The 19455-nt window shown below is 68.0% G+C and carries 16 protein-coding genes; 8 read left to right on the top strand and 8 right to left on the bottom strand.

Going from position 1 to position 19455, the window contains the following annotated elements; genetic code table 11:
* Nucleotides 1-38: 38 nt before the first annotated feature.
* Nucleotides 39-1031 carry a heme o synthase gene (locus ACFWUR_RS07200; protein ID WP_378903239.1) on the bottom strand — a complete coding sequence of 331 codons (993 nt, stop codon included), beginning with the start codon at nt 1029-1031 and terminating at the stop codon, nt 39-41.
* A gap of 444 nt (nt 1032-1475) precedes the next feature.
* Here ACFWUR_RS07200 and tkt point away from each other — a divergent pair, with 444 nt between their 5' ends.
* The 5 genes from tkt to pgl are packed head-to-tail and all read left to right on the top strand — an operon-like array spanning nt 1476 to nt 8014.
* Complete coding sequence (gene tkt, locus ACFWUR_RS07195; RefSeq protein WP_378903236.1) at nt 1476-3617, top strand: transketolase; 2142 nt, start codon at nt 1476-1478, stop codon at nt 3615-3617.
* 4 nt (nt 3618-3621) lie between these two features.
* Nucleotides 3622-4755: a transaldolase gene (tal, locus tag ACFWUR_RS07190; protein WP_378903233.1), complete on the top strand. Its 1134-nt coding sequence runs from the start codon at nt 3622-3624 to the stop codon at nt 4753-4755.
* A gap of 4 nt (nt 4756-4759) precedes the next feature.
* A complete protein-coding gene (gene zwf / locus ACFWUR_RS07185; protein ID WP_378903230.1) occupies nt 4760-6331 on the top strand; it encodes a glucose-6-phosphate dehydrogenase in 1572 nt (523 codons plus the stop codon).
* Entirely contained in the window at nt 6328-7236 is a 909-nt protein-coding gene (gene opcA / locus ACFWUR_RS07180; protein WP_378903466.1) for a glucose-6-phosphate dehydrogenase assembly protein OpcA, read from the top strand. The genes zwf and opcA overlap by 4 nt, the downstream gene beginning before the upstream one ends.
* Nucleotides 7229-8014 carry a 6-phosphogluconolactonase gene (pgl, locus tag ACFWUR_RS07175; protein WP_378903227.1) on the top strand — a complete coding sequence of 262 codons (786 nt, stop codon included), beginning with the start codon at nt 7229-7231 and terminating at the stop codon, nt 8012-8014. Before opcA ends, pgl begins: the two co-directional genes overlap by 8 nt.
* 48 nt (nt 8015-8062) lie before the next feature.
* On the opposite strand, the gene ACFWUR_RS07170 is transcribed toward pgl, so the two are convergent.
* The 4 genes from ACFWUR_RS07170 to ACFWUR_RS07155 form a co-directional block, all read right to left on the bottom strand.
* Nucleotides 8063-9772, bottom strand: a complete 1710-nt coding sequence (locus ACFWUR_RS07170) for an ABC transporter ATP-binding protein (protein ID WP_378903224.1) — start codon at nt 9770-9772, stop codon at nt 8063-8065.
* Entirely contained in the window at nt 9769-11541 is a 1773-nt protein-coding gene (locus tag ACFWUR_RS07165) for an ABC transporter ATP-binding protein (RefSeq protein WP_378903221.1), read from the bottom strand. Before ACFWUR_RS07165 ends, ACFWUR_RS07170 begins: the two co-directional genes overlap by 4 nt.
* On the bottom strand, nt 11538-12503 hold the full coding sequence (locus ACFWUR_RS07160; protein ID WP_378903218.1) for an alpha/beta hydrolase fold domain-containing protein: 966 nt from the start codon (nt 12501-12503) through the stop codon (nt 11538-11540). Before ACFWUR_RS07160 ends, ACFWUR_RS07165 begins: the two co-directional genes overlap by 4 nt.
* Nucleotides 12504-12621: 118 nt before the next feature.
* Complete coding sequence (locus ACFWUR_RS07155; RefSeq protein ID WP_378903215.1) at nt 12622-12849, bottom strand: hypothetical protein; 228 nt, start codon at nt 12847-12849, stop codon at nt 12622-12624.
* A gap of 119 nt (nt 12850-12968) precedes the next feature.
* On the opposite strand from ACFWUR_RS07155, the gene ACFWUR_RS07150 reads away from it, so the two are divergent.
* Nucleotides 12969-15095 (top strand): thiamine pyrophosphate-dependent enzyme, encoded by a 2127-nt coding sequence (locus ACFWUR_RS07150; RefSeq protein ID WP_378903212.1) that lies wholly within the window; start codon nt 12969-12971, stop codon nt 15093-15095.
* Here the strand turns inward: ACFWUR_RS07150 and secG are convergent.
* On the bottom strand, nt 15082-15315 hold the full coding sequence (gene secG, locus ACFWUR_RS07145) for a preprotein translocase subunit SecG (RefSeq protein WP_101468684.1): 234 nt from the start codon (nt 15313-15315) through the stop codon (nt 15082-15084). The two genes, ACFWUR_RS07150 and secG, sit on opposite strands and share 14 nt — an antisense overlap.
* Before the next feature lie 34 nt (nt 15316-15349).
* Nucleotides 15350-16945 (bottom strand): MFS transporter, encoded by a 1596-nt coding sequence (locus ACFWUR_RS07140; RefSeq protein ID WP_378903208.1) that lies wholly within the window; start codon nt 16943-16945, stop codon nt 15350-15352.
* A 234-nt stretch (nt 16946-17179) separates the two neighbouring features.
* Here ACFWUR_RS07140 and ACFWUR_RS07135 point away from each other — a divergent pair, with 234 nt between their 5' ends.
* Together ACFWUR_RS07135 and ACFWUR_RS07130 are read left to right on the top strand one after the other, a co-directional pair.
* On the top strand, nt 17180-17731 hold the full coding sequence (locus tag ACFWUR_RS07135) for an MmpS family transport accessory protein (protein WP_378903205.1): 552 nt from the start codon (nt 17180-17182) through the stop codon (nt 17729-17731).
* Between the two features lie 68 nt (nt 17732-17799).
* Nucleotides 17800-18588 (top strand): META domain-containing protein, encoded by a 789-nt coding sequence (locus ACFWUR_RS07130; RefSeq protein ID WP_378903202.1) that lies wholly within the window; start codon nt 17800-17802, stop codon nt 18586-18588.
* Between the two features lie 78 nt (nt 18589-18666).
* On the opposite strand, the gene tpiA is transcribed toward ACFWUR_RS07130, so the two are convergent.
* The gene (tpiA, locus tag ACFWUR_RS07125; RefSeq protein ID WP_378903199.1) at nt 18667-19455 is read right to left on the bottom strand and encodes a triose-phosphate isomerase; all 789 of its coding nucleotides are present in this window, start codon (nt 19453-19455) and stop codon (nt 18667-18669) included.

Raw genomic sequence — 19455 nt, 5'->3', positions numbered from 1 at the left:
GAACGCTGAGCGCGGTTCTGTCCGGCAGCGCTGGCTATCTACAGCCCGACGAGGCTGCCGATCGTGTCCCAGCCGAGGACCGAGTCGACGGCCAGACCGCAGAACACCACCGCGAGGTAGTTGTTCGACTGCAGGAACAGCTTCAGCGGCTTCACCGACTCGCCGCGGCGGACCCCGGCGTACAGCTGGTGGGCCATCAGCAGGAACCAGGCACCGGCAACCAAGGCGACCGCGGCGTAGATGACGCCGGTCGCGGGGACCAGTGCCATGGTCGCGAGCACCGTCAGCCACGTGTAGATGACGATCTGCTTGGTGACCACCTGCTCGGTGGCGACCACCGGCAGCATCGGCACACCGGCCGCGCGGTAGTCCTCCTTGTAGCGCATGGCCAGCGCCCAGGTGTGCGGCGGCGTCCAGAAGAAGATCACCGCGAACAGCACCACCGCGGGCCAGCCGACGGTGCCGGTCACCGCGGACCAGCCGACCAGCGCGGGCATGCATCCGGCAGCACCGCCCCAGACCACGTTCTGCGAGGTCCGGCGCTTGAGGCCCTTGGTGTAGACGAATACGTAGAACAGGATCGTCGCGACGACGAGCAACCCGCTGAGCAGGTTGGCCTGCCACCACAGCCAGGCGAAGGAGATCGCGCCGAGCACGACACCGAAGACGAACGCGTGCGAGGTGGGTACGGCCTCGCGGGCGAGCGGGCGGCGCGCCGTCCGCTTCATCACCTTGTCGATATCGGCGTCGGCGACGCAGTTGAGGGTATTGGCGCTGGCCGCGCCCATCCAGCCACCGAACAGGGTGACCAGGATCAGCCGGATGTCCACATTGCCGCGGTCGGCCAGGAGCATCGTCGGAATGGTCGCGACGAGCAGCAGCTCGATGACGCGTGGTTTGGTGAGCGCGATGTAGGCCAGGGGCTTGCGCACGATCCGCGCGCCGAGGCTGTCTCCGGCGAGGCGGTCGGCCAGCGCCGTCGACGAAGTTCCGTGCGCACCGCTACTACCCGGCTCGTGACCGATCCGCACTGTTTCTCCTCGCACGCTGTGCTTTGCTTCGCATCCGGTAATGGAACGAGCAGCGCGCGGCTGCGGCGCGGCCACTACTACAGAGGATGGTAGACCCACTCACCTGCCGCTCCACGCCAGACCCCCGCCACCGTGGGCGCGGTCACTCCGCCCCCGGCGGGTGTATCCCGGGCCCACGTGGCGGTGAACCCGCATCGACGCGCAGGTGAACGGCACCGCGACAGGCCTCGCGTGCGCCGCGCCGCTCGTCGACACCGCGCAACGGCGGCTCGGCGCGGTCGGAACTACACTCGCTGCCAGGGTTAGCGCAAATCCGGTGTAGCCGCACCATTAGGGTATTCAGGTACATCGGTACGCATCCCGGCCGCGTGCGACCCGCAGGAACATCATCGCCGCTGCCAAGCAATCGCCGTCGACGAAACCTAGGTCAGGAGAACCACGGTCGTGCCAGTCACAAGCGACATTCGCGCCCTCACTCAGCGGAACTATCCCAGCGACTGGACGGACCTCGACACCAAGGCCGTCGACACCGCTCGGGTGCTCGCTGCCGACGCGGTGCAGAAGGCGGGCAACGGGCACCCCGGTACCGCGATGAGCCTCGCACCGGTCGCCTACACGCTGTTCCAGCGCACGATGCGCCACAACCCCGCGGAACCGAGCTGGGTCGGTCGCGACCGGTTCGTCCTGTCCTGTGGGCATTCCAGCCTCACCCTCTACGTGCAGCTGTACCTGGCCGGGTTCGGCCTGGAGCTGTCCGACCTCGAGCAGCTGCGCCAGTGGGGCTCGCTGACTCCGGGCCACCCCGAGTTCCGGCACACCGACGGGGTCGAGATCACCACCGGCCCGCTCGGTCAGGGCCTGGCCTCCGCGGTCGGCATGGCGATGGCGGCGCGGCGTGAGCGTGGCCTGTTCGATCCCGACGCACCGGCGGGCAGCAGCCCGTTCGACCACTTCATCTTCACCATCACCTCCGACGGCGACATGCAGGAGGGCGTCACCGCGGAGGCCTCCTCGATCGCGGGCACCCAGCAACTGGGCAACCTCGTGGTGATCTACGACGACAACGAGATCTCCATCGAGGACGACACCGACATCGCCTTCACCGAGGACGTGGCCAAGCGCTACGAGGCCTACGGCTGGCACGTGCAGATCGTCGAAGGCGGCGAGGACGTAATGGCGATCGAGAACGCCATCGCCGCGGCCAAGGCCGAGACCGGCAAGCCCTCGATCATCATCTTGCGCACCATCATCGGCTACCCGGCCCCGAACAAGATGAACACCGGTGGCGTGCACGGCGCGGCGCTGGGCCCCGACGAGGTCGCCGCGGTCAAGAAGGCGCTCGGCTTCGACCCGGACAAGTCGTTCACGGTCGACCCGGCCGTCATCGAGCACACCCGCGCGGCGCTGACCCGCGGTGCCGACGCGAAGGCGAAATGGCAGAGCGACTTCGACGAGTGGGCCGAGGCCAACCCTGCCAACAAGACGCTGTTCGACCGCTTGCAGACCCGCTCGCTGCCCGCGGGCTGGACCGAGAACCTGCCGAACTTCGACGTCGATCCCAAGGGCATGGCCACACGCAAGGCCTCCGGCAAGGTCCTGGCCTCGCTGGCCGACGTGCTGCCGGAGCTGTGGGGCGGTTCGGCCGACCTGGCCGAGTCCAACAACACCACGATGCCGGGCCAGCCGAGCTTCGGCCCCGAGTCGATCACCACCGGCATGTGGAAGGCGCAGCCTTACGGCCGCACCTTGCATTTCGGCATCCGTGAGCACGCGATGGGCTCGATCCTCAACGGCATCGCGCTGCACGGCCCGACCCGCCCCTACGGCGGCACCTTCCTGGTGTTCAGCGACTACATGCGTCCGGCGGTCCGCTTGGCCGCGCTGATGCGCGTGCCCGCGATCTACGTGTGGACCCACGACTCCATCGGTCTGGGCGAGGACGGCCCCACCCACCAGCCGATCGAGCACCTGGCCGCGCTGCGCGCGATTCCCGGCCTCAACGTGGTGCGCCCCGGCGATGCCAACGAGACCACCTACGCCTGGCGCACCATTCTCGAACGCGACTCCGACGAGCACTCCTCGCACTTCCCCGTCTACGAGACGCCGCAGCAGGACGGCCCGTCGGCGCTGGCACTGACCCGCCAGGACGTGCCCACGCTCGACGGCACCAGCTACGAAGGTGTGCGCAAGGGCGGCTACGTGCTGGCCGAGGCCTCCACCGGCACGCCGGAGCTCATCCTCGTCGGCACCGGTTCGGAACTGCAGCTCGCGGTGGCAGCGCGGACTACGCTCGAAGAGCAGGGCATCCCGACCCGCGTGGTCTCGATGCCGTGTGTGGAATGGTTCGACGCACAGGACCAGGCCTACCGCGACGAGGTGTTCCCGCCCGCGGTCCGCGCCCGGGTGGTCGTCGAGGCCGGTATCGCGATGCCGTGGTACCGATTCGTCGGTGATGCGGGCGAGATCGTGTCGATCGATCACTTCGGCGCCTCCGCGAACTTCAAGAAGCTCTACAGCGAGTTCGGTATCACCGCCGATGCCGTCGTCGCCGCCGCGCAGCGTTCGCTCGACAAGGTGAAGGGGTAAAACCATGACACAGAACGAGAATCTCGCCGCGCTCTCGGCCGCGGGCGTCTCGGTGTGGCTCGACGATCTCTCGCGTGATCGCATCCAGTCCGGCAATCTCGCCGATCTGGCCGCGACGCGCAGTGTCGTCGGTGTCACCACCAACCCGAGCATCTTCCAGGCCGCGATGAGCGTGGGCCATGCCTACGACGCCCAGCTCAAAGACCTTGCCTCCCAAGGGGCCGACGCCGACGCGGCGATCCGCACGATGACCACCGACGACGTGCGCGCCGCCTGCGACGTGCTCGCGCCGGTGTTCGAGGCGACCGGTGGCGTGGACGGACGGGTGTCGATCGAGGTCGACCCGCGCTTCGCCTTCGACGCCGACAAGACCGTCGCCCAGGCGATCGAGCTGTGGAAGATCGTCGACCGCAAGAACCTGTTCATCAAGATCCCCGCCACCGAGGCGGGGCTGCCCGCCATCACCTCGGTGATCAGCGAGGGCATCAGCGTGAACGTGACGCTGATCTTCTCGGTGCCGCGCTACCGCGCGGTGATGGGCGCCTATCTCGACGGTCTGCGCAACGCCAAGATCGGCGGCCACGACCTGGCCAAGATCCACTCGGTCGCGTCGTTCTTCGTCTCCCGCGTGGATACCGAGATCGACAAGCGCCTCGAGGCGATCGGTACACCGCAGGCCCTTGCCCTGCGCGGTAAGGCCGGTGTGGCCAACGCTCGTCTGGCCTACGCCGAATACCAGGACGTGTTCGACGGTGGCGCGCACACCTCCACCTACAACCACCTGGCCTCGCAGGGCGGCAACCGGCAGCGGCCGCTGTGGGCGTCGACCGGGGTGAAGAACCCCGACTACCCCGACACCCTCTACGTCACCGAACTCGTCGGCCCGAACACGGTCAACACCCTGCCGGAGAAGACGCTGCAGGCATTCGCCGATCACGGTGAGGTGCTGGGCGACACGCTCAGCGGCCGCGGCGCCGAAGGGGCTCAGGTGTTCGCCGACCTGGCAGCGGTCGGCATCGACCTCGACGATGTGTTCGCGCTGCTCGAGCGCGAAGGCGTCGACAAATTCGCAAGCGCGTGGGGCGAACTGATCGACGCCACCACCGGTCAGCTCGACATCGCGGCGGAGGGCAACTAGCACGATGGCCGGCACAGCAGCGACGGATCAGGCGGCGGGGCTGTGGCACAACCCGCTGCGCGACGAACGCGACAAACGGGTCCCCTTCATCGCGGGCCCGTGCTGCATGGTGATCTTCGGTGTCACCGGAGATCTGTCCCGTAAGAAGCTGATGCCGGCCATCTATGACCTGGCGAACCAGGGGCTGTTGCCCCCTGGTTTCGCCCTGGTCGGCTTCGCCCGGCGCAACTACGCCGACGAAGACTTCGCCTCGGTGGTACTCGAGGCGGTGAAGAAGCACGCGCGCACTCCTTTCCGCCAGGAGGTCTGGGACCACCTGGCCGAAGGGCTACGGTTCGTGCAGGGCAGTTTCGACGACGACGCGGCCTTCGCGACACTCGCCGATACCTTGCGCACTCTCGACGAAACCCGCGGCACCGGCGGCAATTACGCCTTCTACCTGTCGATTCCGCCGAACATGTTCCCCGTGGTGCTCGATCAGCTCAGCGAGCACCACCTGGCACAGGCCGAACCCGCGCACGACGGATACACCCCGTGGCGACGGGTGGTGATCGAAAAGCCGTTCGGCCACGACCTGACCAGCGCCAAGGAACTCAACGCACTGGTCAACCGGGTGTTCCCCGAGGAACAGGTCTTCCGGATCGACCACTACCTCGGCAAGGAAACGGTCCAGAACATCCTGGCGCTACGCTTCGCCAACGAACTGTTCGAGCCCATCTGGAACGCCAACTATGTCGACAGCGTGCAGATCACCATGGCCGAGGACATCGGGTTGGGCGGTCGCGCAGGCTATTACGACGGAATCGGCGCCGCGCGCGACGTCATCCAGAACCATCTGTTGCAGCTGCTCGCGCTGACCGCGATGGAGGAGCCCACCTCCTTCGAGCCGATGCAGCTCACCACCGAGAAGATCAAGGCCCTCTCGGCCACCAAACTCGTCGCGCCGCTCGACGAGACGACCGCGCGCGGGCAGTACACCGAGGGCTGGCAGGGCAGCGAGCACGTGGTCGGCCTGCATCAGGAGGAAGGTTTCGATCCGCAGTCGCGGACCGAAACCTACGCCGCGCTCACCCTGCACGTGGAAAACCGGCGCTGGGCCGGTGTGCCGTTCTACCTGCGCACCGGAAAGCGCTTGGGCCGCAGGGTGACCGAGATCGCGGTGGTGTTCAAGCGCGCGCCGCACCTGCCCTTCGACCAGACCATGACCGAGGAACTCGGCCAGAACGCGCTGGTCATCCGGGTGCAGCCGGACGAGGGCATCACCTTGCGCTTCGGCTCCAAGGTTCCCGGCTCGGGCATGGAGGTACGCGATGTGAACATGGACTTCAGCTACGGCGAGGCGTTCACCGAGTCGTCCCCCGAGGCCTACGAACGGCTGATCCTCGACGTGTTGCTCGGAGTCCCCTCGCTGTTCCCGGTCAACGCGGAGGTCGAATTGTCCTGGCGCATCCTCGACCCCGTGCTCGCGCACTGGGCCGCGGGCGGCAAACCCGAACCCTACGAGGCCGGTACCTGGGGTCCCACCTCGGCCGATGAGATGCTCGCGCGCAGCGGGCGGGAATGGCGGCGTCCGTGATCGTCGACATGCCCGATACCGACACCGTCGATGTCGGCAAGCGCATGGTGCAGTTGCGCGAGACCAACGGCGTGATCACCCAGGGCCGAGTCCTCACCCTGGTGGTGTGCACCCTGGACTCCTCCGAAGCCGAGGACGCCATCGACGCCGCCAACGACGCCAGCCGCGAACATCCCTGCCGGGTCATCGTTTTGGCCCGCGGTGACCGCGACGCCGACACCCGCCTCGATGCCCAGATCCGCGTCGGCGGTGACGCCGGTGCGGCCGAGGTGATCGTGCTGCGCCTCCAGGGTGCGCTGGTGAACCACGAAAGCAGCGTCGTGACGCCGTTCCTGCTGCCCGACACCCCGGTGGTGGCGTGGTGGCCGCGAGGCGCGCCGGAGTACCCGTCGCTGGATTCGGTGGGCAAGCTGGCCAAACGCCGCATCACCGACGCCACCTACGCTCGCGATCCGCAGGCCGCGATCAGGAAGCGCCGCTTCTCCTACGCGGCCGGTGACACCGATCTGGCGTGGAGCCGCATCACCTACTGGCGGGCGCTGCTGGCCGCGGCGCTGGACGAGCCGCCGTTCGAACCGGTCACCTCGGTGACCGTGTCGGGCCTGGCGTCCGAACCCGCGCTCGACACCCTGGCCGGTTGGCTGGCCTCGCGTCTGCACTGCCCGGTGATCCGCAAGACCGGGGAGTTGAAGGTCGAGATCCAGCGCGCCACCGATTCGATCGCCATCGAACGACCACAACTGGGAAGAACAGCAACGCTGACCCGCACCGGCGAACCCGACCAGCGAATCGCGCTGGCCCGCCGGGAAACTCGCGATTGCCTCGCCGAGGAACTGCGCCGGCTCGACGCCGACGAGATCTACGCCGAGGCCCTCGCCGGAATCGAGAAGGTGACCTATGAGTGACCCCATAGACGTGCACGACGACCTCGGTGCCGAATTCCCCGCCAATACGATCGAGATCCACGACGACGCCGACCTGCTCGCCGACGCGGCCGCCGAACGCTTCGTCGACGTGATCGTGGCCGCCCAGGCCGAACGCGGCCATGCCTCGGTCGCCCTCACCGGCGGCAGCGACGGCATCCGCCTGCTCCAACGCGTTCGCCAGTCCCCCGGCGACATCGACTGGTCCACCCTGTACGTCTACTGGGGCGACGAGCGTTTCGTCCCCGCGGGCGACAAGGACCGCAACGAACTCCAGGCCCGCGAAGCGCTGCTGGACTTCGTCCCGTTGAACCCGGCCCATGTCTTCCCGATCGGCCCCTCCGACGGCCCCTACAGCACCCCCGAGGAAGCCGCGGCCGCCTACGCCCAGGCTGTGCACACCGAACTCGACGAACGTGGCGAATTCGACCTCACAGTCCTCGGCATGGGCCCCGAGGGCCACATCAACTCCCTGTTCCCGCACTCACCCGCGGTGCAGGAGACAACCGATTACGTCGTCGCCGTGCACAACTGCCCCAAACCCCCACCCACCAGGGTCACCATGACCCTGCCCGCGGTGCACCGCTCCCGCCACGTGATGCTCGTGGTCAGCGGTGAGGGCAAGGCCGCAGCGGTGGCCGCAGCGGTCAACGACGCCTCCCCCGACGACATCCCGTCGGCCGGCGCGGTCGGCATCGAGTCGACCACCTGGGTGATCGACGAGCCCGCGGCGACGGGTCTGCTGCTCGACGAGGAATAACACACCTGACGAAGCCGGGCCCGTCGATCGCGGCCCGGCTTTGTCATGTCAGGTGGTCGGGGTCATCGAGCTTGTCCAGAACTCGGCGTAGCGGCCTGCTCGGTGGAGGAGTTCGTCGTGGGTGCCGTCTTCCTCGATGCGGGCGTGGTCGAGGAACACGATGCGGTCGGCGCGGCGGACGGTGCGCAGGCGGTGGGCCACCATGACGACGGTTCGCCCTGCCATCAGGCGTTCGATGCCCTCGTGTACCGCGGCCTCGTTCAGGGGGTCGAGGGCGGAGGTCACCTCGTCGAGCAACACGATCGGGGCGTCTTTGAGGAGCGCGCGGGCGATCGAAACGCGTTGGCGTTCACCACCGGACAGCAGCGCGCCACCTTCGCCGACATGCGTTGTCCAGCCGCCGGGGAGTCGCTCGATCACCTCGTCGAGGCGGGCCGCGGTGGCGGCGGTTCGCACCTCGCCGTCGGTCGCGTCGGGGCGGCCGAGGCGGATGTTGTCTTCGATCGTGCCGTCGAAGAGGTAGACGTCCTGGAAGACGATGGCGAACTGGGCCATCAGTGTTTCGGTGCTGATGGAGCGCACGTCGACGCCGCCGACGCGGACGGTGCCCGCGTCGACATCGTAGAAGCGGGCGATGAGTTGCAGCAGAGTGGTTTTGCCTGCTCCCGACGGCCCGACCACGGCCAGCCGTTGGCCAGGGGGAATGGTCAGTGACACCTCGTCGAGCACCGTGCGGGTGCCGTGCCGGAAGGTGACGGCGTCGAAGGACAGGTCGTGGGCCCGCGGCTGCAGCGGCGTAGTGGGTTCCGGCAAGGTTTCGGTCCGCAGCAGTGCCTCGAGCCGCACCAGTTCTGATCGGGCACCGCGCAGTTGGCCGCCGAGGTCGGCGAGGGACAGCAGCGGGTCGGCGCACCGAGCTGCCAGGATCAGGATCGCCGAGAACTCCGCCGCACCGATGTTTCCACCGAGGGCGAGATAGGTGCCGAGGGCGAGCAGGCCGGTGAACACCGCTTGCACCGTCAGCGAGAGGCCGACGATTCCGGGCAGCGCGGTCAAGGCTCGGCGGCGCGAGGTGCGCGCGAGTTCCTGTAGCGAATCGTCGAGCAGGTCGAACCGCTGCGCGGTACGCCCTCCGGCCCGCAGAACAGGCTGGGCCTGCAGATACTCGATCACCCGTTGCGCGGCGTCATGGTCGCGCTCGTGGCGCTGCGCGTCACCGACCGCCATCGCACGCCCCGACCAGACCTGGATCGCCGCCACCAGCGGCACGGCGGCGGCCGCGGCCAACCCCAGCTGCCAGTTGAACGCGAACATCACGACGATGATCGTCAACGGCGTCACAGCGGCCGAGATGAGCGGCGCCAGCAGGTGTGCGAGCACGCTCAACGCCTGCAGCACCCCGCGACTGGCGAGCACCGACACCTCACCCACCCGACCCGCCGTGTACCAGCCGATGGGCAGTCCGGCCAGATGCTCGCCGAGTCGGTGGTACACCCCGCGCAGCAGCGTGGTGCCGACGCGGAATCCGGAAAGGTCACTGCGATAGCGCAGGACCGCGTAGACAACAACGGCACCGCCCAGGGCGATCAGCCAGGGTCTGGCGGCGGCGGGATCGGCACCGAACAGCGCCCGCAGTACGGGAACCAGCAGCGCATAGGACAGGCCCTCGGCGACCGCGGTGACCGTCATCAGCGCGACCGTGCGCCGAACCGGGCCTGCGTGGTCGGCTCCGAGCACGCGCAACAGCATGCGAATCATCGTGGATCTCCCTGTAGTCGCGCGGTCACCGTTCGGTGCGCATGCCAGAAGTCGGCGAATTCTCCCTGTCGGGCAAGCAGATCCGCGGGCCTGCCCTGTTCGACGATCGTGCCGTTGTCGAGCATCACGACGGTGTCGGCGTCGGCGATCGTTTCCAGTCGATGGGCGATGACCAGGATGGTCCGGTCACGACCCAGCGATGCCAGTGCCTGCCGCACGGCCTGTTCGGTCTGCGGGTCGGCGAAGGCTGTCGCTTCGTCGAGGACCAGTACCGGAGCATCGGCGAGCAGGGCGCGAGCCAGCGCGATCCGTTGCGCCTCCCCGCCGGACAACGCCGCGTCGTCGCCGATCACCGTGTCGTAGCCGTGCGGCAGTTCGAGGACGCGGTCGTGGATGTTCGCCAGGCGGGCGGCGCGGATCACGGTGTCGCGGTCGGCGTGGGGGACGGCGAGGGCGATATTGTCCGCGACCGAGGCCCGCAGCAGTCGCACATCCTGGAAGACGAACGAGACCGTCCGGTAGAGCTCGCGGCTACCGAGTTCGCGCAGGTCGACGCCGCCGAGGGAAACCGTGCCGTGGGTCGGGTCGAAGAACCGCGGCAGCAGCTGGACCAGGGTGGACTTGCCGCTGCCCGACGGTCCGACGAGCGCGGTGACCGTGCCGGGCTCCAGTACCAGGTCGATCCCGCGCAGCACTTCGTTTTCGTCGTCGTAGCCGAACCGCACGCCCTGCAGCCGCACGCGATGTCCCTGCGGCATTCTCGGCCGGGCCGGCTCGGGCAGCGGCGCCTCGTCGAGTACGTCGCGGATCCGGCCTGCCGCGCGCCGCGCGGCCTGGAGATCGTCGAAACCGTGTCCGAGCGCCGCCACGGGGGCGGTGAGTCCCATGCCGAGCAGCAGGAACGGCAGCAGATCGGCCGGGGCCAACGCGGCGTTCGTGATCAGTACCGTGCCGCCGATCAGCACCACCAGCAGCACGAACGGTGGCGACAGCGCCACCTGCATGCCCGCCGCGATTCCCGCCAGGCCACGCACCATTCGCAGGAAGATGTCGGCGAAATCGTCAGTGGCGGTGCGGAATCGGCGATGAGCGCGTTCGGAACCGCCGAAGGCCTTCACCACCGCGATGCCCTGCACGAACTCGACGACCGAGCTGGCGATACCACCCATGGCAGTGTCGAAGTCCTGCTGTTCGCGCAGGCGGGTGGGGGTCATCATCAAGGGGACGAGCGCGATCGCCAGCACCACCGGGATCAAGGTGACGAGCGTGAGCCGCCAGTCGACGGTGAACAGGTAGATCAGCGAGACCGACGGCACCACGAACGCCGAGACCAGTTCGCCGGGCGCGTGCGCGATGAAGGGGTGCACCGCGCTCACGTCGTCGCCGACGATCTTCGCCAGCTCACCGGTGCGGCGGCGCGCGAACCAGCCGATCGGCACCCGACCCAGCTGATCGGCCAGTTGCCGCCGAAACGACAGCTGGACGCGATCGTCGAGCAGGTGCCCGACCGCCGAAGAGGCCGCGGTACACAGCAATCGAACGAGCAGACCCACCGCACCGGTCAGCACGACCAGCCACACATGGGCATGGTCGACCTCACCTGGCGACAACAGGATGCGACCCACTTCGACCACGGCCAGCAAAGGAGCCAGCCCTGCCACGGCGCCGACGACCTGCAGGATCACGACCGTGCCGAAACTGCCGAGATACGGTCGAAGCAAGCTCGTGAGACTCGTCGGCCGAGAACCCTGTTCGCTGATGGTGGTCATCGACGTGCGCCCGAACGCACAGCCAGGTGGCTTCGCAGGTGGTCGAGGATCTCCGCGCGGGCGGGTCCGGCGGCCGGGATCAGCCCTCGCATGCTCAGGAAACCGTGTGTCGCTTCGGGATAGCGGGTCAGTGTTACCTCGACACCCGCCTGCCGGAGACGGTCGGCGTAGGCGGGCGACTGATCTTCGAGCGGATCGAGACCGGCGGACTGGATGAGGGTGGGGGCGCCACCGGCGAGGTCGTCGTGCAACATCGGCGATATCTGTCGCGCGTCGAAACCCGCGGGGAGCGCGATGCGTTGCACCGCACGGCAGTTCGCGGGCGTCGCGGTGGGGCTGTCCGCGTTCTCGGTGAACGAGGGGTAGTCGAATACCCCGTCGGTCCAATCGAGTTGGGGGTTGATCAGCATCTGCGTGCGCAGGTCACGAGTTCCGAAAGCGGTCGACGCCGCGAGGGTGGCACCCGCGCTACTACCGAGCAGCGCGAGCCGGGTACCGTCCGCACCCCACTCCCCCGCCCGTGCGACAAGAAGCGGTACCGCGTCGCGGGCATCCTCGACAGCGGCGGGAATCGGATGCTCGGGCGCCAACCGGTAGTCCACCGACGCGACCACCGCCGGACACTCGGCAGCCAGATGGCTCAACAGCCAATCGTCCTGCTCAGGAACTCCAGTGATGAACCCGCCACCGTGAAACGCGACGACCAACGGCAACCCCGAACCCCCGCGCACCGGCCGATGCACGCGAACACGCAGTGTGCGACCGGCCAGCTCGAGCGTGTGATCGGTGCCGAGCGCACCGCGATCCGAGCGACCGGTGATGAACGTCCCGAGAGCGGACCGACGCAATTTCTCCTGCGCCTCTCGCCCCTCGACAACCTCCGCCGGGGTGATCGAATCCCAATCCGGCCCACTCTTCAGTGCGGCCAACACCCGCATCCGAACAGGAACTCTGCCTCGCATGATCTGCCTCCTGGCTCGCTCACCACCCGCTCTCGGCGGCGTAGAGCAACCCTGACAGGCAGGCCCACCGGTCCGCTTTCGGAAACATGCGGTCCGCCGACTTCACCGCGGGCGGGCACTACGGGCGTGAGGCCGACGCTTTCCGGGCTGCTCGCACGACCGCACCCCACCGCGTGTCACTGGGATACACCGCGTCGGGCCGATCACCGAGGTCGAGGTCGTCGTAGAAGTTCGCGTGGGGACAACGGTGTTCCAGCCAGATCCGCCGCTGGTATTCGGCGTCGGCCCATGCCGCGACGGCGGACAACACAGCTGCGCGCATCTGCGGGAATTGCCCGTCGTTCATCGACGATCACAGTAGCTTTCTTGGCATGCCGACGGTTCGGACGTCGACTCGACTGCGGGCGAGGAGTTGTTGCGGTGGCACCGGGATCGCTTGACCTGGATGGGGCTTTTCGGGCCGCGATGCACAGTTTCGCTGTGCCCGACCGGGTCGACCCGATCGAGACCATCGATGCCGCGTTCGGGATCGAACTGTTCGAATCGCAGGTCGCCAGTCGGCATCTCGATCTGGCGGCTCGGCGTTTGGGGGCCGCTCGGCAGGGGTTCTACAGCATCGGGTCCTCGGGGCACGAGGGAAACGCGGCGGTGGCGGCCGCGTCGCGCGTCGATGATCCAGCGTTGTTGCACTATCGGTCGGCGGCCTTCTTCCTACAGCGATGCAAGCAGATTCCGGGGCTGGATCCGATTCGGGATGTGTTGCTGGGGGTGGTCGCGGCGGCCGCCGATCCCATTTCCGGTGGCCGGCACAAGGTGATCGGGAGTTCGGCGGCATCCATCATTCCGCAGACCTCGACCATCGCTTCGCATCTACCGCGTGCGGTGGGGTTGGCCTTCGCGTTGGATCGTGCTGCCAAGCAAGGGAGTTCGTGTCGGTGGCCCGCCGATGCGGTGGTGGTGTGCAGTTTCGGCGACGCCTCGGCCAATCACTCGACAGCGACCGGTGCGGTCAACGCCGCGTTGCACGCCGCCCATCAGGGCGTGCCGATGCCGCTTGTGTTCGTCTGCGAGGACAACGGTCTTGGCATCAGCGTGCCCACCGCGCCCGACTGGATCGAACGCGCCTACGGTCCACGGCCCGGACTCACCTACCTCGCCGCCGACGGTTGCGAGCTGCCCGACGTTCTCGGTGCCGCCCAGGACGCGGTGCAGCTGGCGCGGACCTGGCGGGTGCCGGTCTTCCTGCACCTGCGCACGGTCCGACTCGGCGGGCACGCAGGATCCGACGTCGAGTCCGCCTACCGTGGTCGGGCCGATATGAGCGCTGACCTGGCCCGCGATCCCCTGATCGGCACCGCCCGCTACCTGATTTCCGCGGGGGTCGCCGGTGCGAGCGAGCTCCTCGAACGCTACGACAAGATCGGTGCGCGCGTGCGGGAGACCGCCGACGAGGTGGTTCGAGAGTCGCGACTGGACTCCGCGGCCGCCGTGATCGCGCCCCTGGCACCGGACCACCCTGCCGCTGTCCGCGACGATGCCGGCCGCATGGACACCTCGGACCCCGCTCCCCGGATGACGCTGGCGCAGGCGATCAACCACACGCTCGGCGAACTCCTCGCCGAGAACCGCGACGTGCTGGTGTTCGGCGAGGATGTGGGCCGAAAAGGGGGCGTCTACGGCGTCACGAAGGGACTCAGGAAACGCTTCGGAGCCCGCCGGGTCTTCGACACCCTCCTCGACGAACAATCCGTCCTCGGTACCGCCCTCGGTACCGGATCGGCCGGATTCGTCCCGATCCCCGAGATCCAGTACCTGGCCTACGTCCACAACGCGGCCGATCAGATCCGTGGCGAAGCAGCGACACAGCAGTTCTTCTCGAACGGGCAATTCCGCAACCCGATGGTGTTACGCATCGCCGGTCTAGCCTATCAAAAAGGCTTCGGCGGCCACTTCCACAACGACAATTCCCTGGCGGCGCTGCGCGATATCCCCGGCGTCGTCGTCGCGGTGCCCGCCCGCGCCGACGACGCGGCGGCGATGCTGCGCACGTGCGTGTCAGCGGCCCGCGTCGATGGCCGGGTGTGCGTGTTCGTCGAACCGATCGCGTTGTACCACACGAGAGATCTCCATCCGGGCGACGAAGCTTGGCTCGCCTCCCCCACCGCCGAGCACATCCCGATCGGCAGCGCCCGCGTGTACGGAGACGGCGCAGATCTCACGATCGTCACCTTCGGCAACGGCGTCCCGATGAGCCTGCGCACCGCGGATCGTCTTGCCGCCCAAGGAATTCAGACGCGCGTACTCGACCTGCGCTGGCTCGATCCCCTACCGGTCGCCGACCTGCTCCGCCATGCCGAGGTCACCGACCGTGTGCTGGTCGCCGATGAGACCCGGCGCAGCGGAGGCGTGTCCGAGTCGGTGTTCGCCGCACTCGTCGACGCCGGTTACCGTGGCGCGCTCACCCGGGTCACCAGTGACGACAGCTTCATCCCGCTGGGACCGGCCGCGGACACAGTCCTACTGAGTGAATCAGCGATCGAAACCGCCGCCCGACGAGTTGTGTCGTCGAGCCGACCGATCAGGCGAACTTGATCTCGAGGCCGATGCCGAGGATCGCGATGAACCAGACGATGCCGACGAAGATGGTGATGCGGTCGAGGTTCTTCTCGACGACGGTGGAGCCGGACAGGCTCGACTGCACGCCGCCACCGAAGAGGCTGGACAAGCCGCCGCCCTTGGCGCGGTGCAGCAGCACCAGCAGCACCAACAGCAAGCTGGTGATCACAAGGAGGATATCGAGGAACAGCGACATGAGGTTCATCCTAGGTGGTGCGGGAGCGACAGGTCTAACCCGGCTCCACTGCTACCAGGTGTGAGACGGTGTGGGCGCCTGCGGAGTACTGGGCGACGGCCTGTTCTATTTCCCGGTCGCGGGCGGTCAGGCGCACCTGGTGCTGGTGCATGTGCTCGGCCCAGGAGCGGACGACGAAGGCTTCCACGAAGCGGTCGACGGTGCCGACGTCGCGGTAGAGCCGCCATTCCATCGCGCCCGTACGCTGCCGCGATCGCCCGACCAATGCCATCGATTCGGTGAACGCGGCGACGTCGGCGGGCGGCACGTCGTAGCCGCGCATCACCAGCACGGGGCCGTCCGCGGGTGCGGGCTCGACAACGAGTTGCGGTTCGGGCCAGTACGCCGCCGGGGAGAGGTCGATCTCCTCGACGTTGTGCCGGATCGGCCACCACAGGGTGCTCACCGCACAGCAGGCCAGCAGCACCGCAGCGATCAGCAGCGCCGCCACGGCGCCGTAGGCACCGGCGACCAGACCCCAGAGCAGCGATCCGATCGCCTGCCCACCCATGAACACCAGCATGTACACCGACAGCCCGCGGGCACGGACCCAGGCGGGCAGGAGCAGCTGCATGGTCGAGTTCAGCGTCGACATCGCCAGCAGCCACGCCAGTCCGGCCCCGACCAGCAGCACGAGGACCAGCACCACGTGATCGACCAGCGCGGACGCGACCGCGCCGAGGCCGAACAGCACCGCTGCGAGCGCGAGTCGCTGGGTCGGGGTGAACAGGACCCGCAGGCGCGACAATCCGAGCGCGCCACACACCGCGCCGAGCCCGAGCGCCCCGAGCAGCAGACCGTAGCCCGACGACGACAGTCCGAGGCGGTCGTGCGCGATCACCGGCAGCAGCGACCACACCGCGCTGGCCGGGGCGATGAACAGGATCGCGCGGAACAGCACCCTGCGGATCGCGGGCGCGGCGCGAATGAACCGGGTGCCCGCCTGCAACGCCGCGAGCGGCCGTTCGCTGGGTAGCGGGCTCGTTCGCGTCGGCCACTTCGACGCCAGCAGCACCACGACGATGCCGACGAACGAGACCGTGTTGAACCCGAACACCACGGTCGGCCCGGCCACCGAGACGATCACCCCCGCCACCGCGGGCCCGACCGCGCGACCGATATTGACGCTCATGCTGCCCAGCGCGGCCACCGACGTGATCTGGTCGCGCGGCACCAGCTCGGGCTGGACCGCCTGCCAGGCGGGAGCGGTGAGCGCCTGCCCACAGCCGAGCAGGAACAGCAGGCTGAGCAGGACCGCGGGGGTGGTGTGGCCGGTGGCGGTGAAAACGGTGAGGGTGAGCGAGGCCACGGCCATGCCCGTCTGCGCGCCGATGAGCAGCCTGCGCCGGTCGACCAGATCGGCCAGGACGCCGGACGGGATCGACAGCAACATCACCGGCAGGGTGAGGGCGGTCTGCACGAACGACACCAGCGCCGCCGCGTTCGGTTGATCCACCAGGATCCACTGCGCGCCGACCGTCTGCATCCAGGTGCCCAGATTGGATACGAGCTGCGCGATCCACAGTGCCCGGAACACCGGCGACCGCAACGGCGCCCAGGTCGAGATCCGCTCCGCCGCGACAGTACCCACCCGACGAGCATATCCCTGGCGACTGTCGTCTTCCGGTATGCGCTACCAGCTCGGACGGCGGTACACCGTCAGCTCCGGCCTCTGCGAAAGACCCCCGACAACCACCAGATACCCTGTGGTTCAAGACAATAGAAATGCCTGTGTGCCGTGCGGTGTTATCTTCTGGTCGCTTTCGAGCGATCAGTACAGAGCTCCCGTTTCGTTCGGCGAGCCCGCACGACACGGAGGAACCGCATGACTGTCCCACCCGGCAATCCGCAGCAGCCCTATGGCCGGCAACCGCCGCCGTACGGCCAGCACACTCCCGGCGCCGGCTACCCGCAGCCAGGTGGCTACCCGCCGCAGGGGGGTTACCCGCAGCACGGTGGCTACCCGCAGCCGCCGCGCAAGAAGAAGGTGTGGCCGTGGGTGCTCGGCGGCATTCTGGTGGTCCTGCTGCTGGTCGTCGGTGGATGTGTCGCACTCGTCGGCACCGTCGCCAACGAGATCGAGAACGAGGTCAGCCGGGAGGTCACCGTCTCCTATCAGGCGGGGGGCACCGGAACCTCGACGGTGACCTACTCCGACGGAAACCTCGATGTCGCGCAGGAATCCGATGTGGCGCTGCCATGGTCGAAGGACGTCACGGTCACCGGTCTGGTGAAGTTCGTTTCGCTGAGCGTGCTCTCGGGGGCCGACGGCGGAAACGTCTCCTGCAAGATCACCGTCGGCGGCAAGGTGATCGCCGAGGACCAGGCCAGCGGCCAGTTCGCCAGCGCCATCTGCTCGGGCGACGCGGCCGAGTAGGTCACCGGTTCGCACACCGCCCCGAGCGCCGCCCAGCGGTGGCCGGGGCGGTCCGTACCATCGGCTGCATGCGGATATCACCTCGTCCTCTGGTCGTCCTGCTCGCCCTGGTCGCCCTGGCGGTGGCCGGGTGCGGATCAGCCGACGAGAAACCGGTGGACGACACCGCCACGCCGAGGGGCCACACCTACATCTCCACCGAGGTCGTGGGCGACAAGATCCCGGGCGGCGGCCCGATGACACTCACCTTCACCGACGACGGCCGGATCTCGGCGAACTCCGGCTGCAACTCCGCGGGCGGCACCGTCGACCTGAGCAACCACGTTCTGCACACCTCACCGCTGGCGAGCACCCTGATGGCGTGTGCGGGCGAGCGCGAACTCGCCGACACCTGGCAGAACAACTTCCTGGAATCCGATCCCACCTGGCGCCTGGACGGCGATCGGCTGACCCTGACGGGACAGTCCGTCACCATCCACCTCACCGACAAGAAAATCGTGTCTCCCGACAGGCCGCTGACCGGCACCGAGTGGGTGGTCACCGCCATGCTCACCCCGGACGCGCAGATCCGCTCGACCGCGCTCGACGAGGTGGGTCCGAATCTCACCCTCGGCGACGGCGGCACCGTCAGTGGCTCCGCGGGCTGTAACAGGATCACCGGAACCGCGGAAGTCGGCGCCGACGACGCGGTGACCTTCGCCGTCGCCACGACCAAGATGATGTGCCCGCCGGAGGTGATGGAGATCGAGCAGAACGTATTGCGCGTGTTGGACGGCCGAACCACCGCCACCGTCGACGCCGACACGCTCACCCTGCGCAACGACAACGGCTACGGCCTCATCCTGCACGCGAAGTAGCCTCGCGACGCCACTGCCCGCGACGAAGGAAGGGCCGGAAACCCTGAGGTTTCCGGCCCTTCGGCGTTCAGTACCCGATCAGGGCAGTGGCCCGCCCGCGGCGATCGCCGACAGGGTGGCGAACTCGTCACCCTTGAGCGAGGCGCCGCCGACCAGCGCGCCGTCGATATCGGACTGACGGATCAGCTCACCGATGTTCTTGGCGTTCACCGACCCGCCGTAGAGCACGCGCACGCCGGCGGCGACCTCCGGGGAAGCCAGCTTCTCCAGCTCGCCGCGGATCGCGCCGCACACTTCCTGCGCGTCGGCCGCCGAGGCGACCTTGCCGGTGCCGATCGCCCAGACCGGCTCGTAGGCGATGACGACCTGCGAAATCTGTTCCGCCGTCAGGCCTTTGAGCGAACCACGCAGCTGCTCGAGGTTGTACTCGACATGCGTACCCGCCTCGCGGACGCCGAGACCTTCGCCGATGCAGACGATCGGGGTGATCTCGTTCTTCAGCGCCTGCTTGGCCTTGGCCAGCACCCTCGCGTCGTCCTCGTGGTGGTACTGACGACGCTCCGAGTGCCCGACCACCACGAACGTGCAGCCGAGCTTGGCCAGCATCGACGCGCTGATCTCGCCGGTGTAAGCACCGGAGTCGTGCGCCGACACATCCTGCGCACCGTAGGTGATCAGGAGCTTGTCGCCGTCGACGATCGACTGCACACTGCGCAGATCGGTGAACGGCGGGATCACCGTCACGTCGACCTTCGCGAAGTACTTCTCGGGCAGCGCGAACGCCACCTTCTGCACCAGCGAGATGGCCTCGAGGTGGTTGAGGTTCATCTTCCAGTTGCCCGCGATGAGCGGTTTACGTGCTGCCAT

It is taken from the genome of Nocardia sp. NPDC058633 (assembly GCF_042717045.1).
Lineage (GTDB): Bacteria > Actinomycetota > Actinomycetes > Mycobacteriales > Mycobacteriaceae > Nocardia.
This window is presented reverse-complemented; position numbering and strand designations above follow the sequence as displayed.